The organism is Streptomyces sp. NPDC015032 (genome assembly GCF_043080425.1).
In the GTDB taxonomy this organism is placed as follows: Bacteria; Actinomycetota; Actinomycetes; order Streptomycetales; family Streptomycetaceae; genus Streptomyces.
Genome location: NZ_JBIBVN010000003.1, coordinates 313168 through 327031, shown reverse-complemented (window position 1 = coordinate 327031; position 13864 = coordinate 313168). Strand labels below are relative to the sequence as shown.

Genomic DNA, 13864 nt, shown 5'->3' with positions numbered 1-13864 from the left:
GAGGACCGGGGGGACTGGAACGGGCGTCGGAGTGCACCAATGCCTCGGAGCGAGCAACGGGCTCACGACCTCGCCCGCGCGGAGTTCTACCGGCGTTCGAGCGATCCCCGGACGAAGGCCGCCTGGCCGGCGTGCTGCAGATCGTCCGAGATGACGCTGATCAGACGGACCCCGAGGGTGACCGGCGGCGACCACGCCTCGTCGACGACCCGGTTCAGTGCCCGGCCGTCGAGCCCACCGAGGAAATCGAGGGTCTGTTCATGGGCGTCGTCGTAGTAGCCGAGCAGTAGTTCGGGCGAGCCCACCCGCACGGCCGCGACGTCCGCATCGCTGTGACCGTACCCGGTGGCACTCTTCTCGAAGGGCAGGTCGAAACGGGATGCCCAGTCCCGGGTGAACCAGACCTGCTCGATGTCTGCCGCATCCGAGACGTGGTCGTCCTGGATGCGGGTGAGGTGCCACACGAGCCAGGCGATCGTATTCGCCCCGCCGTCGAGGCGGGCATGGAGGTCGGTGGATGACAGTCCCTCGACCGCCGAGTGCACCGTCTCCTGGACGCGATTGAACGCGTCCGTCAAAAGGTCAACGCTGTTCATGCCCTCACGATCCCCGTTCCTGCGCCCCTCCCCCGCCATCGACACGCGCCGCGCCCCGACGTGTCCTGCGGTCATCACCCCTTGACGCGCTGGGCAATTCGGCGTCCCGCGTAGAGTGGAAGCATGCGTTGACACCTGCCCGGAATGCGGGCACCCCCGTGACCTCCTTCGCAGCTGAGCGAACCCGATTCCGACGAAGGAGAAGAACCGACATGAACGCGTCGAACCTCATCGACGTCCCCGAAGCGTTCGCAGCGTCGTACGGCCGGCACAGCGGCGCATCCGGCCGCGCCTGGATCACCGCGCTGCCGGGACTGGCCGCGCAGTTCCTGGACCGTTGGACGCTGCGGCCGGACGGCCCTCCAGGACATGGCATGGCCTCACTGGCACTGCCCGTGACCCGTGCGGACGGTACGCCCGCGGTCCTGAAGCTCCAGCAGGTCACCGAGGACAACATCGGCGCCGCACCGGGCCTGCGGGCGTGGAACGGCAACGGAGTGGTGCACCTGCTCGACCACGACCCGGACACCGGCACCATGCTGCTGGAACGGCTGGACGCGGCCCGGCCGCTGTCGTCGGTGGCCGACGACAGCGCCGCCCTGCAGATCCTCGCCGAGCTGATGGCCCGCCTGGTCGCGGTGCCCGCGCCACCTGGCTTCCGGCACCTGGCCGACATCGCCGCGGCCATGCTCGACGAGGTGCCCCGCGCGGTGCCGGGGCTGCGTGACCCCGCCGAGCGGCGGCTGGTGCGCACCTGCGCGGCCGCGGTCGCCGAACTGACCGGCGAACCCGGCGACCGCTTGCTGCACTGGGACCTGCATTACGACAACATCCTCGCCGGGCAGCGGGAACCCTGGCTGGCCATCGATCCCGAACCCCTCGCCGGCGACCCCGGGTTCGAGCTGCTGCCCGCGATGGACAACCGCTGGCAGGAGGTCGTGGCGACCGGCGACGTGACACGCGCGGTGCTCCGCCGCTTCGACGTGCTGACCGAGGTACTCGGCCTTGACCGGCAACGGGCGACGGGCTGGACACTCGGTCGTGTCCTCCAGAACGCGCTGTGGGACATCGACGACGGCAGGACCGCACTGGAGCCGGCCCAGGTCGCCATCGCCACGGCCTTGTTGAGCCGTTAGGCACCTTCGTTTGGATCGGGCCGGGCGCCGCGAGCCCGGCCCGATCCGAACGGGCGGCCCTGGGCGCGGAATCGGCCGGGCCCGGCCGGTGGTCCCGCACCGGTGCCCGGCCGGAGCACCGGACACTCTCGATACTCCTCAAGTGCCGTCGGGTGGCCGGCCGGTGGCAGGTCGCCGGGCCCTTCCGGGATTTGCCCCGCTCGCGATCCCGTTCAGGCCGCGGGTGCCGCGGCCCCGGCCGTTCCGAGGTGGTCGGCGCCCGAGCGCCGGATGGAGCACCCAGCCGGCATCGTGGCGATACGGGTGAGCGTTCCGCAGCCACCCGGCACACCCCCGCAGGCGAGCCGCGACCGGAGCGGTCGGACGCCGCGGTGGTCAGACGGTCAGCTCCGCGATCCGGGCCAGTCGGCGCAAGGAGTCCGTCAGTGCCGCCCGGTCATAGGTGCTGGTGGTGACCAGCACCTCGTCCGCGCCGGTCTCCTTGATGGCCGTTTCGAGCGCCGCGGACACGTGGTCCTCCGTGCCATGGAGATGACCGCCCAATCCGCTCTCGTAGAAGCCGCGTTCCTTCTCCGTCATGGTCAGCGCCTCGACCCGCTCGGCGGGGACGAGCGGCGGGAACACACCATGGACCCGGGAGTACGCCATGGACCAGGCCTCCGGTATCAGCAGGCGCCGGGCCTCCTCCGGGCTTCCCGCCGGCGCGATCGTGCCCGACACGACCACATAGGGCCGCGGGGCCCAGGCCGACGGACGGAACTCCCGGTGGTAGCGGTCGACGGCCCGCAGCAGCTTCTCCCGGCCCCGGAGGTCCCCGACGACCAGTGGCAGCCCGGCCGCCGCCGCGATGCCCGCCCCCTCACCGATGGCCAGCACGAAGGGGGGAATCCGCAGCCCCTCGGTGGGGCGGGCATGGACCCACGGGTGGGCCCGCTGTGTGCCGTCCAGCCAGCCGAGCAGCTCGGCGAGCTGCCCGGCGAAGCCCTCGGCGGCCGACTTGTCCCGGCCGAGCGCCTTGCGGACACCGTCGGTGAAACCCACCGAGCGCCCGACGCCCATGTCGATCCGGCCGGGGAAGAGGGACTCCAGGACCCCGAACTGCTCAGCCACGACCAGCGGTTGGTGATTGGGAAGCATCACGCCGCCCGTGCCGACCCGAATGGTGGAGGTCGCCGCCGCGACCGCGGCGGCCAGCACGGTCGGTGCCGACCCGGCGACACCGGGCACACCATGGTGCTCGGACACCCAGAACCGGTGGTACCCGAGCGCCTCGGCCTCCTGGGCGAGGCACACGGTGTCACGCAGCGCCTCCGGGCCGTCATGCCCCTCACGGGTACGGGAACGGTCGAGCACGGAAAACCGGGTGGATGCGATCACGGAGCTCACACCCTTGTTCAACGTCCCGCCCCCGCCAGGATTCCCCGGCCCGTGGACGGAACCCACGCGTGCGGCCCCTGACCGGCAGCAGCGCTCGGGGGCCGGCCGCGTGGGCACGCCCACGGCACCGGTGTGGAACGGCCGGGGGCATTCGGTCGTCGTCGGCTCGACCACCCCCCGTGGCGACCACCCCACAGGACGACCACCCCACGGGACGACCACCCCACGGGGCGACTACTCCATGGGGTAGATGTCCCCGCTCGCCATGCCGCTGATCTGGTCGCTCTCCGCCTCGATCCGGCGGGCCTTGTCCTTCAGGCGCCGGCGTTCCTTGGGGTCGGTGGTGCGCTCGGCGGCGTCCTTGAGGTCCTGCGCCTTGGCGCGCATCTCCCTTATGCGACCACGGTATTCCTCCGACTCACTCATGATCACTCCTTGGGTCTGTGGGCGGAGCGGGCCCCGCCACGGAACCAGCCTTTCCGGCACACCGCGCTCCAGGCGGTTACCTGCTGTTACGCCTCCGGCGACGGAGGGCCATCCGTCAGCCCGGCGTCCCGGGCGGCCAGGGCCGCTCGGACGCGGTTGCCCACCCCCAGCGTAGTCAGGATGCGACTCACATGAGCCTTCACCATGCTCTCGCTCATGCGGAGCCCGCCGGCGGCCAGCAGATCGGGCGATGCGCTCGCCAGTCTGCGGCGGCAGCGATTCCGCCCGCAACGCCAGCACCCCGGTGTGAAGCGCCGGCAGGCTCAGCCGATGGGCCAGCACATCATGCATGCCGGCCGCGATCCGGGCCCGTTCGGCCGAACTAGCCTGTTGGGCGCGGAGTTCCGCCTGGTCTCTCGGTGAGTCGATCAGCCGTCGGCGGCTGTGCCACCACAACCCCGCCGCCAGCGCCAATGCGCACAGCAGCCCGGCGCCGTACACCGGTGTCACACCTCCGCTCAGCGGCGCGGCGCACACCCGGGCCTGCAGGCTGGTCGCCCTCGCCGCCGAAGTCGCCCGGCACCGGGCGGTGGAGGCCGCACTCGCCGAATTCCGGCTACGTGGGACGGCAAAGGGACGCATCGTGTGGGCCAACATCCCACCGGCCCGCGTATGGCGCCTGCGCTCGATGCCCGCTCCGGCGGGCACGCCCGCCCCGCAGAACGAGCAATCGGCCGCTGCCGGTCCGGGCGCCGGCTGCCCCTTCAGCCCCGGGATCGCCGCCGGGGACACCAGGATGCACAGCGGCCCGGCCGGCGGACATCCGCGGCCAGGAAGCCGAGTCCGATGGCCAGCATCCAGGAGTCCTTGGCCAACGGGATGCCGTTCTGGGTGGGCCGCAGGCTGCCGGGCTCCCGCATTCCCGGCATCCGCAGGTAGAGGCCGAGCAGGCCGCTGGAGAACCCGGTCAGCGCCAGCCCGGCCAGCCGGGTCGGCACGAAGGGGGTGAGCAGGGTTCCGCCCACCGCGATCTCCGACCAGGCGAGCAGCCGGGTGAATCGTCGGGCTTCGATCTTCTTCAGGAACGGGTAGGCGATACAGGCCATGCCGTGCACGCCCTGGGCCGTCTCCTCGTCCGCCTTCAGCTTGCCCAGGCCGGAGTTCAGGATGAAAGCACCGACGGCCAGGCGAGGGGCCACATCACGCGGTTCGAGTGTCGTCATGGGAGCCTCCGTCGTTCTGCTACCCGCGCCCCCCGTCGAGCTTAACCAGAAGGCGCCGGTGGCGCTTCACCAGGAGCCCCGGCCGCGCCGCCGTCCGTTCCGTACGTGCGCTGGTCGTCCGTCTCATGGCGTCGGCTTGATCACAGGGCGTAACGGGCACCGCCGAATCGATTGCGGCCGTACGACTCGGCGAAAGCCGATGTCGGGTAGATTTGGCCGGATGACGACGTATTACCGGAACGCGCAAGCGGCAAAGCACCAGCCGGCTCTGCTGCCCGTGCGGTCCCAGGAGGTGGACGAGGGCTACCGGCTCGTCGACCCGGACGGGGGCCTGACGGCCGTGGTGGAACATGTGCAATGGGTCGACAGTCACCCGGCGGGTCCGGACACACATGTGGTCGTCTCGTTCGAGGACGGCTCCGACATCGAGTTCCCGTTCGGCGTTCCGCTCACCGCCGTCTGGCATGACGAGCGACGCCCGGTCCCCCGGACCGGTCTCGCCGCGGCAGCCCCCTCCTCGTGGGGCAGACCGCTCGACAAGTGACGCGGATTCCGGCGACAGCATCCCCTGGGTCATGTTGCGGCTGCCCTGATCGGCCTGGCACTCCCAGCCGCCCCGGCCGCACGGCGCACTCCGGCGGCCGGGGCGGCTCAACACCGGCCTCCGGCACGGGGCCACCGCTCCCGGCATGAAAGCCACACCCGGCCTGACGCGGACTCACCGACGTTCGGGACGGGCGTTGTTCGACTTCCGTTGACCGCGGAGCAACCTCGGGCGCGCGTGCACCGTCTTGATCCACAGCAAGGCGGTTCGCCGCAAGCGACAAGCCACGTCCGACCTCCACGAGCGCCCGGGTCCGGCCACCAGTCGACTATGCATTGAATGCATACATGAAGAGAACAGTCACTCTGCCGTCGGTCCGGTCGCGCGCGAAAGGCTCCCATGCACAGCAAGGCACTGGCGCCCGAATACCAAGGCGCCCTCACCAAGATGTCGGTGAACTCCTCTCTCACGGATGTACTGGCGGCAGGAGAACGTCACCTGAGGGAGGCCGAACTCACCGGCTCGCAACAGGAGGTGGCACGGTGCGGGCTGGCAGTGGCCGAAGCACATCGCAGGCTCGGCAATGTGCAGGACGCCGACCGGGCATGGAAGGCCAGCTACCGGGCCGCCCGCTCGGCCGACGACCAGGGGGCGATGGCATGGGCCCTGTGGAGCGGCGGGACACTCGCCCGGCAGCGCGGTGAACTCCGTTTGGCATTCAGGCTGTTGGGACTCGCGGCCGATATGGGCAAACGCGGCGGGGACATCGTCGCCCGTGGCTACTCCCTCGCGGGCCTTGCCGAGACGGGGCGAATACAGGGCGACTACCAGACCGTTGCGGCCCTGCACGAACAGTTGCTCGCCGAGGCGCGCGCCCGCGGCGAGGCACGCCACACCGTGTGGGCCCTGGAGGGCATCGCACAGATCCACCGCAACACCGGATCGCTCGACAGTGCCCTGGCCATGTTCGAGGAGGCGGCCGAACTGGCCGGGAATGCGGACGACCGGCGCGGCCGGGCGTGGGCCCTGCGCGGCATGGCCGACATCATTTCCCTGCGGGACGATCCGGAGCGCGCTCTGGCCCTGCTTTCGGAAGCCGAACTCACGTGTCGCGAGATGAAGTTGTCCAGTGCACTTGCGTACAACCACAAGATGCGCGCCAACGTGTTCTACCGCGCCGGCCGCTACGAGGAGGCACGCGAGGTCTACGAGGAAGCGCTCGCCGAATTCCGCGCCATGGCCGAACCCCGGGGCGAGGCGCTGTCCCGGCTCGGTCTCGTCAAGTCGGAGGCCCGGCTGGGCCGCAGCCTCGACGAGACCGCCGCCGATCTGGACGAGCTGCGCCGCACCCTCAGCCGGATCGGGCTGCTCAACGCCCGGGACATGGTGGACAAGGCGTATGCCGAACTCGGCGTGGCACCGGCCGGGGGCCGGACGCACGAGGAAAGCGGACAGCGATGACACCAGCGTCCGTAACCCAGCAGACCCCGGCCCCGCAGATCCTCGGCCGCTGCCGGGACCTCGTACGCCCTGCGCTCGTGCGGGCCGTGCAGCGTCTGCACCCGTGGCACACGGAGATGGCCGCCTTCTCCCTCGGGTGGGGTGCGGCGGACGGCAGTCCCGTCCCGGGCTCCCAGGGCAAAGGGATACGCCAGGCCCTCACGCTGCTCGGCGCCGAGGCCGCCGGAGCACCCGCGGAGGACGCCGTCATCGGCGCGGTCGCCGTCGAACTGATCCATGTCTTCTCCCTCCTCCACGACGACATCATGGACGGCGACGAGACCCGCAGACAGCGCGCCACCGTCTGGAAGGCGTACGGAACCGGCCCCGCGATCCTGGCGGGCGACGCGCTCTTCGCCCTGGCCGTACAGACGCTGGCCGAGGCGCCCGGTGTCCACGGCGCGGCGGCGGTTCGGCATCTCGCCGCAACACTGACCGACCTGGTGCGCGGTCAGGCCGAGGACCTGCTCTTCGAGACCCGGCCCTGGACCGGGCCCGAAGCGGTGCGGCCGCAGGAGTACCGGTGGATGGCCGAGCACAAGACGGGCGCGCTCCTCGGCTGCGCGGCGGGGCTGGGCGGCGTACTGGCCGGAGCCCCGGCCACGACCGTCGACGCCCTCGCCGGGGCCGGGCGGCATCTCGGGGTGGCGTTCCAGGCCGTCGACGACCTTCTCGGAATCTGGGGTGATCCGGAGATCACGGGCAAGCCCGTGCACGGGGATCTGCGTCGGCTGAAGAAGACGTACCCCGTGCTCGCGGCCCTGGCCACGGACCACCCCGCCGCACGGCACCTCGCCTCGCTTCTCGGCACCGACGGTCCGCTCGATGCCGCAACCGCCCGCCGGGCAGCCGATCTCGTCGAGGAAGCCGGTGGGCGCGCCGCGACCCTGGCGGAGGCGCACCAGCACCTGGACAGCGCACGTCGCAGCCTGGAAAGCGTTCCGTTGGCCCCGGCCGCGCTCGGTGACATCCTCGCGCTGCTCCCGTTCTTCGTCGACCGCACCGTGTGACCCGGCGGGGTCCCGGCCTCCCCCGGATGTCACGCCGGCGTGCCGGTGGCCGGAGCCCCGCCACCGGGGATCCGGCCACCGGCATATCCCCAACGGGACCGGAGAACGGACCGGTCCCCCGGGAACCCGCCGGGCGCGGACTATTCCTCGATGGCTCCCCCGGTCCGCCGCAGGTGCTGCCGGAAGGTGTACGAGGGATCGGCCGAGCGCCGTGCCAGATAGCCGTCGAAGGACGTCTGCTCGCGCAGTGTCTCGCCCGCCCTGATCCTGCGGGCCTGCTCGCGCTCGGTCTGCCGGATCGCTTGCGCGGTCGCCAGCACCTCCTCGGCGCGTCCGGCCGGGACGAACAGCACGCCGTCCTCGTCGCCGAAGACGAGGTCCTCCCCGCTCACCAGATGCGGGCCGAAGCGCGCCGTGGTCAGCGCCTCGGGCTCCCGCTCGTCCAACCGGACCGGGCCGAGCGGGTGGCTGCCGTAACTGAACACGGGAAGGCCGATCTCCACCAGTTCCGGAGTGTCCCGGTGCAGCCCCCACACCGCCAGGGCCGCCACGCCCGCCGCCTCGGCCTCGAGTACCGCCAGATCCCCGACGCATGCCTCGTCCGGCCGGCCGCCGTTGTCGATGACCAGCACGTCCCCCTGTCGGGCCCTGCCGAACACCTCCAGGAATACGTCCACGCTGCCGTAGTGCCGCACCGGCAGTGCCCGGCCCGCGATCCGGTGGCCGGGGATCACCGCGCCGATGCCAGCCGGCGCGGCACGCAGCGGCACATCGACGCGGAGGCAGGCATCGGCCACCAGTGGTGTGGACAGGTCGTCGAAGATCTTCAGCATGATGTTCTCCCTGGCAATGTGCCGTTGTCGCACGTCGGCAGTGGGCGACAACAGCGGGTTGGGGCCGTGATGTTACTGGCGCGGGCGAGGCCCGTCGACGGGAGGACGGGAAGCATCAGCCGACGAGCCGCCCAGCACGCACGCCACGGTGGCCAGCAGCCCCGGTGGCTCCTTCCCCAGCTCTCGGCTTCGTCCGAGCAGCCGGAGACCCCGTCCAAGGACTTCGGGCCGTCTTGCGCTCGCACGTACTGGACGACGCTCCTTCCGGGCAAACACGGCCGGTCGCGGCACCAGTGGCGTACGGATGCGGCGGCCCAGTACTCGGCGGGCCCCGGTGCGGTCGTTCATGCGGCATCGTGGAAGACGAGGCCGAGGGTGCGGCGCCTCCCTGAACGGACGGTGCTGACACCGTGCCGCATGGGCGCGGTCGACCAGCCGCGCCGGGAGGCGACGGGACGGTCGCGGGTGGTGAAGACCAGCCCGTGCCCCTGGAGGAGGGTGGTGGCCGTTCCCCGGGACTGGGCGCGGGGGCGCTGCTCGGTCATGAGGAACTCGCCACCTGTGTAGTCGATGCCTGGCGTATCGAGTCCGATGACGACCTGGAGCGGGAAGAGCATGTCTCCGAAGACGTCCCGGTGCAGGGCGTTCCAGTCGTCGGCACCGTAACGCAGCAGGATCTGGGCGGACTTGGACTGCCCGGCCTCGTGGCACATGCCGAGCCACTCCTCCAGCCCGTCCGGCCACGGGGCGGGCCGTCCCAGCCTGCCGGCCCATTCGCGGGCGATCGGCAGCAGGTGCGGGTAGAACGCTGCCCTCAGCTCCCGGACCGTTTCGGGCAGATCATGGGTGAAGTAGCGGTACTGGCCGGAGCCGAAGCGGTGGCGGGCCATGTCGACGGTGGTGCGGAAGCGCTCGGTCTCGTCGTACAGACCGGCGATCGCGCGGCACTGGTCGGGAGTGAGCAGCTGTCCGGTCGGCGCGCTGCCGTACGCGTCGACTTCGTCGGTGAGTGCGGTCCAGTCGGTGGCACCGACCCGGTCGGCCAGGGTTCCGGCCGGGTGTGTCGTTGTGTCGGTCACGGGTCTGTTTCCTCAGTACGCGGTTGATGGGGGCCGACCGTTCGGACGGCCCCCCGGCCGCCCCGTCGTCGGAGACTTCTCGACGGCCGGCCGCAGTCCACCCGGCGGGACATCCGTGGCCGTGCCGAGGATCAATCGGACGTTCCTTGCGGGGCGCCGGCCCATGAACGAGTCTGCGGCGTTCGGTGGGATCCGTCCGGTGGTTTTCGGACGGCACGCTGTCCCCGGTGCGTGTGCTGCCGGCCGGCCCCGCGGACGGATTCAGCGGGCGTCATGGCAGACAGGACCAGCGTATGGCGTCGCCCGGGCCCGACGACTCCGGTGCCGTGCCTTGCCGTACTTTGAGGCCGAAGTCCCGGCGATCCGCCAGCGGAATCCCGCGTGCCCGCTTCCGTCAGCGGCGGCGGCCCGGCCGCCGAATCCGTATGGGGTCCTGCCGGAGCGCCGTACGCACCACGCCGGGCGAATCGGCGCCGACGCGCGGACCCCCACCGGATTTCCGGCACGTCGGGCGCCGCATCCGCCGGGGCACGTCCCCGAACTTCGAGTGACCGTGACTCCGCCCGTGGGGTGACATCCTGCGTATGCCGCCGCGCCGCCCCGGAACGACACGGCCCTTCCTGGTACCAGCAGGGAATGCCCAGGCCATCGCATCCGCAGCCCGACAACACGGACCCCGGCGCACCGTCCGAAGGACGACGGCACCGGATCCGCGCCGCGTCACGCCGGGCGCTGCGCGGCGTGTCCCGCCCCGCGGCCCGCAACACGGGCGTGCGACTCGCGACGGCTCCCGGCCCTCGGGACGAGCCGCGCGTGAACGCCGCGCTCAGGACGGTCGCGGCCTACGCCTGGCGGATCCTCGTCGTGGGAGCCGTCGTGTACGCGGTCTTCTCGGTGCTGGGGCGCTTCCACGAGGTGGCGACAGCCGTCTTCCTCGGCCTGGTCGTCACCGCGGTGCTGCGCCCGGTCGCCGACCTCCTGGCGCGCCGGACGCCACGCCCGCTCGCCGTCGCCGTGGCGCTGCTCGGCAGCATCGTCCTCGTCCTCGGTGTGCTGAGCCTGGTGGGCGAGACGGTCGCCGGAGAGCGCGCCGGACTGGAGCGGGAGTTCGGCGACGGTCTCAACAGGATCGAGCACTGGCTGGAGGAGCCGCCGTTCCGGCTGAACCGGGGAACGCTCGACAACGTCCGGTCCCATGTCGGACAGTATCTGTCCAGCCATCGCTCCGCCCTCATCAGCACGGCCGTCACTGGCCTGGGCCGGCTGGTGGAGGTGGTGACGGTCATCGCTCTCGCGTTGTTCTGCTCCGTCTTCTTCATCCACTCGGGCGATCGGCAGTGGAAGTGGTTCTGCGACCAGCTTCCGGAGACCGCCCGGACCCGGGTGGCGATCGCGGGCCGGGCGGCGTGGCGGACGTTCACCGGGTACACCCACGGCATCATCCTGGTGGCGGCGACCAACGCCGTACTCGTGGGCCTGGCCCTGTTCGCGCTCGGAGTGCCGCTGGTGCTTCCCCTGGCGCTGCTGGAATTCTTCGCCGCCTTCATTCCGCTGATCGGCTCGCCGATCGCCCTCGCCGTCGCCACCGTGGTGGCTCTGGCGTCGAAGGGCCCGGTCGTGGCCGCCGTCGTCATCGCGCTGATCGTGGTCATCGGCCAGATCGAGGGACACCTCCTGCATCCGCTCGTGATGGGCTGGGCGGTCCGGCTGCACCCGGTCGTGGTCGCACTCGCGGTGATCGGCGGCGCCATCGCGGCGGGAGTGCTGGGCGCGGTGGTGGCCGTACCGCTCGTATCGGTCGTCTGGTCGGTCCATCAGGCCCTGCGCCGGGCACGCGGGCCGGCGTACCCGAAGGCGTGAGCGGTGCGCGTGGATCGTGCGCATGGACCGTGCGCCGAGGTGGTGGACGGCACCGCATCCGTGAGCCGCCCGGTCCGAGGCGGGACCTCGCCCCGCCCCACGGGGTCCTGCCTCGGACCGGGCGCATCGGACCGTCAGCGGGGCGTCAGGTGCTGCCTCTTCACCACCAGGCCCTCCGGCGCGTCCACGTGCGCCGTTCCGTCGGCGTCGACGGAGATGTCCAGTCGCCCGCCCGCGACGTCGAGCCCCTCGACCTTCAGCGGACGGTAGGCCTCCGCGAACCCGGGCGCGACCGTGAGCGTTCCGCCGGGGACATCGGCGGAGAGCCCCAGCACCGACTGGAGGATCATGACGGACGAGGCCGCCGCCCAGGCCTGCGGGCGGCAGGACGCGGGGTAGGGCGCGGGCCGGGCGTCGGTCGCCGCGCCGTGACCGGCGAACAGTTCGGGAAGCCGTGCGTCGAAGCCCGCCGACGCGGTCAGCAGCCCCTCGGACAGGGACGCGGCTGCTTCCGGGAATCCTGCCCTGACCAGGCCATGCACGGCGATGGCCGTGTCGTGCGGCCAGATGGAACCGATGTGGTAGCCGTACGGGTTGTAGGCCACGGAGTCGCTGCTCAGGGTCCGCAGGCCATGGCCCGAGTCGAGGTCGGGCGCGCCGAGCCTGGCCGCCAGCAGAGCGCTCTCCTCCTGGTTGAGCAGGCCCGTTCCCAGCAGGTGTCCGAAGCCCGACGTGACCGAGTCCACCGGCCGCTTCTGCCCGTCGAGCGCCACGGCCGGGTACGGTCCCCGCTCGTCCTCCACCCAGAAGTGGCTGCGGAAGCGGTCGCGCAGCCGTTCGGCCCATTCCTCCCACCGGTCGGCGCCGGGCCGGCCGAAGGCGCGCAGCAGGGCCGCGCCGCCCCGCGCCGCCTCGTAGGCGTACGCCTGGACCTCACAGAGCGAGATCGGGTAGGCGGCGAGGCGTCCGTCGCGGTAGCGGATGGAGTCGCCGGAGTCCTTCCAGCCCTGGTTGGCCAGGCCCCGGCCGGTGTGGTCGATGTACTTCAGAAAGCCGTCGCCGTCCGCGTCGCCGTGGTCGCGCATCCAGGCGAGGGCGGACTCCGCGTGCGGCAGCAGCTGTTCGACCTGATCGGGTGCGAGGCCCCAGCGCCAGGCGTCGTGCAGCAGGGTGATCCAGAGGGGTGTGGCATCGACCGTGCCGTAGTAGCAGGGCGGCAGGGAGAAGTTCTCGTTGAAGTCCTGGGTGGCGCGGCGCACTTCGTGCAGGATCTTGCCGGGCTGCTCCTCGGTGCCCTGGTCGGACTTCGTGCCCTGCCTGCGGGCCAGGGTGCGCAGCGTACCGGCGGCGAGACCGGTGCCCAGCGGCAGCAGCATCCGGGCCGCCCACAGGGAGTCGCGGCCGAAGAGGGTGAGGAACCAGGGGGCCCCGGCGGCCAGGAACTGGTCGGCGGGGTTCTCCGGGTCGGTCAGCCGCAGCCGGTCGAGATCCGCGGACGACTGACTCAGCCAGTGATCGAAGCGCCGGTCGGCGCTGCGCAGTCGCGGCGTGCGCCAGGGCAGGCTGTCGGCAGGGGGTGCGGGGAACTGGTCGCCGTCCTGGTGTGCCGCGTCGCAGTGCAGTACCGCGCTCCATGACGACCCGGGGGCGAGTTCGAGCTCGTATTCCAGCCGTCCGGCGGCCGGGTCGACCGCGGCGGGCGCCGGGGAACTGGTGAGGCGTACGGCGATGTCGTCCCGTGACCAGTCGAGTCCGCCCCCGGCGACGGTGGCGGTGACGGGGTTTCGCGCGTATCCGGACTTGACGCGCTCGATCGGGGCGAGGTCCGTCCCGGCGGTGACGATCAGCCGGACACGGACGTGCCGGCCCCCGGCGTTGCCGACTTCGAGGGTCTCCTCCAGACGGCCGGGCGTGACGCGGCGACGCCGGTGCAGGGTGACTGCCGGGTCCGGCGTCTCCTCGCCCAGCCCGCGCAGCACACTACGGAAGGCCGCACGGTCCGCTCCCTCGAGGGCTCCGCCCACCGGGGCGAGCACGATTCCGTCCGCCGCGACGGTCAGCCGGGCAAGTGCCCTGCTGTCGCCGTGGTAGAAGCCGTCGGCGTCGCCGTCGATCTGGCCGTCCGCGTGCGAGATCGCGAAGCTCGGGGCGTACAGCGTCACACAGGCGTCATGCAGGAACGGCTGGAGACCTTCGGCCGACGGACCGGCCCCCGCCGCGGAGTTTGTTACATCGTGGGTCTTGACAGTGGTGTCCAAAAGAGCAGAACCTCTCAGGCAT

General features: G+C 71.6%; 12 protein-coding genes and 2 pseudogenes. 5 read left to right on the top strand and 9 right to left on the bottom strand.

Annotated features, from left to right (window positions below; translation table 11 throughout):
- Positions 1–86: 86 nt before the first annotated feature.
- On the bottom strand, positions 87–596 hold the full coding sequence (locus tag ACF08M_RS07280; protein ID WP_392184252.1) for a DUF664 domain-containing protein: 510 nt from the start codon (positions 594–596) through the stop codon (positions 87–89).
- A gap of 212 nt (positions 597–808) precedes the next feature.
- On the opposite strand from ACF08M_RS07280, the gene ACF08M_RS07275 reads away from it, so the two are divergent.
- Positions 809–1732: an aminoglycoside phosphotransferase family protein gene (locus tag ACF08M_RS07275; protein ID WP_392184251.1), complete on the top strand. Its 924-nt coding sequence runs from the start codon at positions 809–811 to the stop codon at positions 1730–1732.
- Between the two features lie 375 nt (positions 1733–2107).
- On the opposite strand, the gene ACF08M_RS07270 is transcribed toward ACF08M_RS07275, so the two are convergent.
- The 5 genes and pseudogenes from ACF08M_RS07270 to ACF08M_RS07250 form a co-directional block, all read right to left on the bottom strand.
- Positions 2108–3109 (bottom strand): MsnO8 family LLM class oxidoreductase, encoded by a 1002-nt coding sequence (locus ACF08M_RS07270; protein WP_392184250.1) that lies wholly within the window; start codon positions 3107–3109, stop codon positions 2108–2110.
- Positions 3110–3343: 234 nt separating this feature from the next.
- Positions 3344–3535, bottom strand: a complete 192-nt coding sequence (locus tag ACF08M_RS07265) for a DUF6381 family protein (protein ID WP_392184476.1) — start codon at positions 3533–3535, stop codon at positions 3344–3346.
- Positions 3536–3621: 86 nt separating this feature from the next.
- Positions 3622–3762, bottom strand: a pseudogene (locus ACF08M_RS07260) (DNA-binding response regulator); the annotation flags it as partial.
- A 28-nt stretch (positions 3763–3790) separates the two neighbouring features.
- A pseudogene (locus ACF08M_RS07255) lies at positions 3791–4177 on the bottom strand (histidine kinase); the annotation flags it as partial.
- A 122-nt stretch (positions 4178–4299) separates the two neighbouring features.
- Positions 4300–4758 carry a hypothetical protein gene (locus ACF08M_RS07250; protein ID WP_392184249.1) on the bottom strand — a complete coding sequence of 153 codons (459 nt, stop codon included), beginning with the start codon at positions 4756–4758 and terminating at the stop codon, positions 4300–4302.
- A gap of 220 nt (positions 4759–4978) precedes the next feature.
- On the opposite strand from ACF08M_RS07250, the gene ACF08M_RS07245 reads away from it, so the two are divergent.
- The 3 genes from ACF08M_RS07245 (at position 4979) to ACF08M_RS07235 (ending at position 7812) form a co-directional block, all read left to right on the top strand.
- Complete coding sequence (locus tag ACF08M_RS07245; RefSeq protein WP_392184248.1) at positions 4979–5302, top strand: hypothetical protein; 324 nt, start codon at positions 4979–4981, stop codon at positions 5300–5302.
- A gap of 399 nt (positions 5303–5701) precedes the next feature.
- Positions 5702–6763 (top strand): tetratricopeptide repeat protein, encoded by a 1062-nt coding sequence (locus ACF08M_RS07240; protein WP_392184247.1) that lies wholly within the window; start codon positions 5702–5704, stop codon positions 6761–6763.
- Positions 6760–7812, top strand: a complete 1053-nt coding sequence (locus ACF08M_RS07235; protein ID WP_392184246.1) for a polyprenyl synthetase family protein — start codon at positions 6760–6762, stop codon at positions 7810–7812. Before ACF08M_RS07240 ends, ACF08M_RS07235 begins: the two co-directional genes overlap by 4 nt.
- Positions 7813–7952: 140 nt before the next feature.
- Here ACF08M_RS07235 and ACF08M_RS07230 read toward each other — a convergent pair whose 3' ends face one another.
- Both ACF08M_RS07230 and ACF08M_RS07225 read right to left on the bottom strand, forming a co-directional pair.
- A complete protein-coding gene (locus ACF08M_RS07230; RefSeq protein ID WP_392184245.1) occupies positions 7953–8645 on the bottom strand; it encodes an RraA family protein in 693 nt (230 codons plus the stop codon).
- Between the two features lie 344 nt (positions 8646–8989).
- Entirely contained in the window at positions 8990–9724 is a 735-nt protein-coding gene (locus ACF08M_RS07225) for a 2OG-Fe(II) oxygenase (protein ID WP_392184244.1), read from the bottom strand.
- A 636-nt stretch (positions 9725–10360) separates the two neighbouring features.
- Between ACF08M_RS07225 and ACF08M_RS07220 the strand changes: the two genes are divergently transcribed.
- Entirely contained in the window at positions 10361–11584 is a 1224-nt protein-coding gene (locus ACF08M_RS07220; RefSeq protein WP_392184243.1) for an AI-2E family transporter, read from the top strand.
- Between the two features lie 134 nt (positions 11585–11718).
- Here ACF08M_RS07220 and ACF08M_RS07215 read toward each other — a convergent pair whose 3' ends face one another.
- Positions 11719–13842, bottom strand: coding sequence for a glycogen debranching N-terminal domain-containing protein (locus ACF08M_RS07215; RefSeq protein ID WP_392184242.1), 2124 nt, complete (start codon positions 13840–13842; stop codon positions 11719–11721).
- Between the last annotated feature and the right edge of the window lie 22 nt (positions 13843–13864).

What these genes read in the sequence shown, in the direction of transcription:
- ACF08M_RS07245 (WP_392184248.1), top strand. Translation starts at nt 4,979, where the DNA reads ATGACGACGTATTACCGGAACGCGCAAGCGGCAAAGCACCAGCCGGCT.
- ACF08M_RS07280 (WP_392184252.1), bottom strand. Translation starts at nt 596, where the DNA reads ATGAACAGCGTTGACCTTTTGACGGACGCGTTCAATCGCGTCCAGGAG.
- ACF08M_RS07230 (WP_392184245.1), bottom strand. Translation starts at nt 8,645, where the DNA reads ATGCTGAAGATCTTCGACGACCTGTCCACACCACTGGTGGCCGATGCC.
- ACF08M_RS07265 (WP_392184476.1), bottom strand. Translation starts at nt 3,535, where the DNA reads ATGAGTGAGTCGGAGGAATACCGTGGTCGCATAAGGGAGATGCGCGCC.
- ACF08M_RS07235 (WP_392184246.1), top strand. Translation starts at nt 6,760, where the DNA reads ATGACACCAGCGTCCGTAACCCAGCAGACCCCGGCCCCGCAGATCCTC.
- ACF08M_RS07275 (WP_392184251.1), top strand. Translation starts at nt 809, where the DNA reads ATGAACGCGTCGAACCTCATCGACGTCCCCGAAGCGTTCGCAGCGTCG.
- ACF08M_RS07220 (WP_392184243.1), top strand. Translation starts at nt 10,361, where the DNA reads ATGCCCAGGCCATCGCATCCGCAGCCCGACAACACGGACCCCGGCGCA.
- ACF08M_RS07240 (WP_392184247.1), top strand. Translation starts at nt 5,702, where the DNA reads ATGCACAGCAAGGCACTGGCGCCCGAATACCAAGGCGCCCTCACCAAG.
- ACF08M_RS07250 (WP_392184249.1), bottom strand. Translation starts at nt 4,758, where the DNA reads ATGACGACACTCGAACCGCGTGATGTGGCCCCTCGCCTGGCCGTCGGT.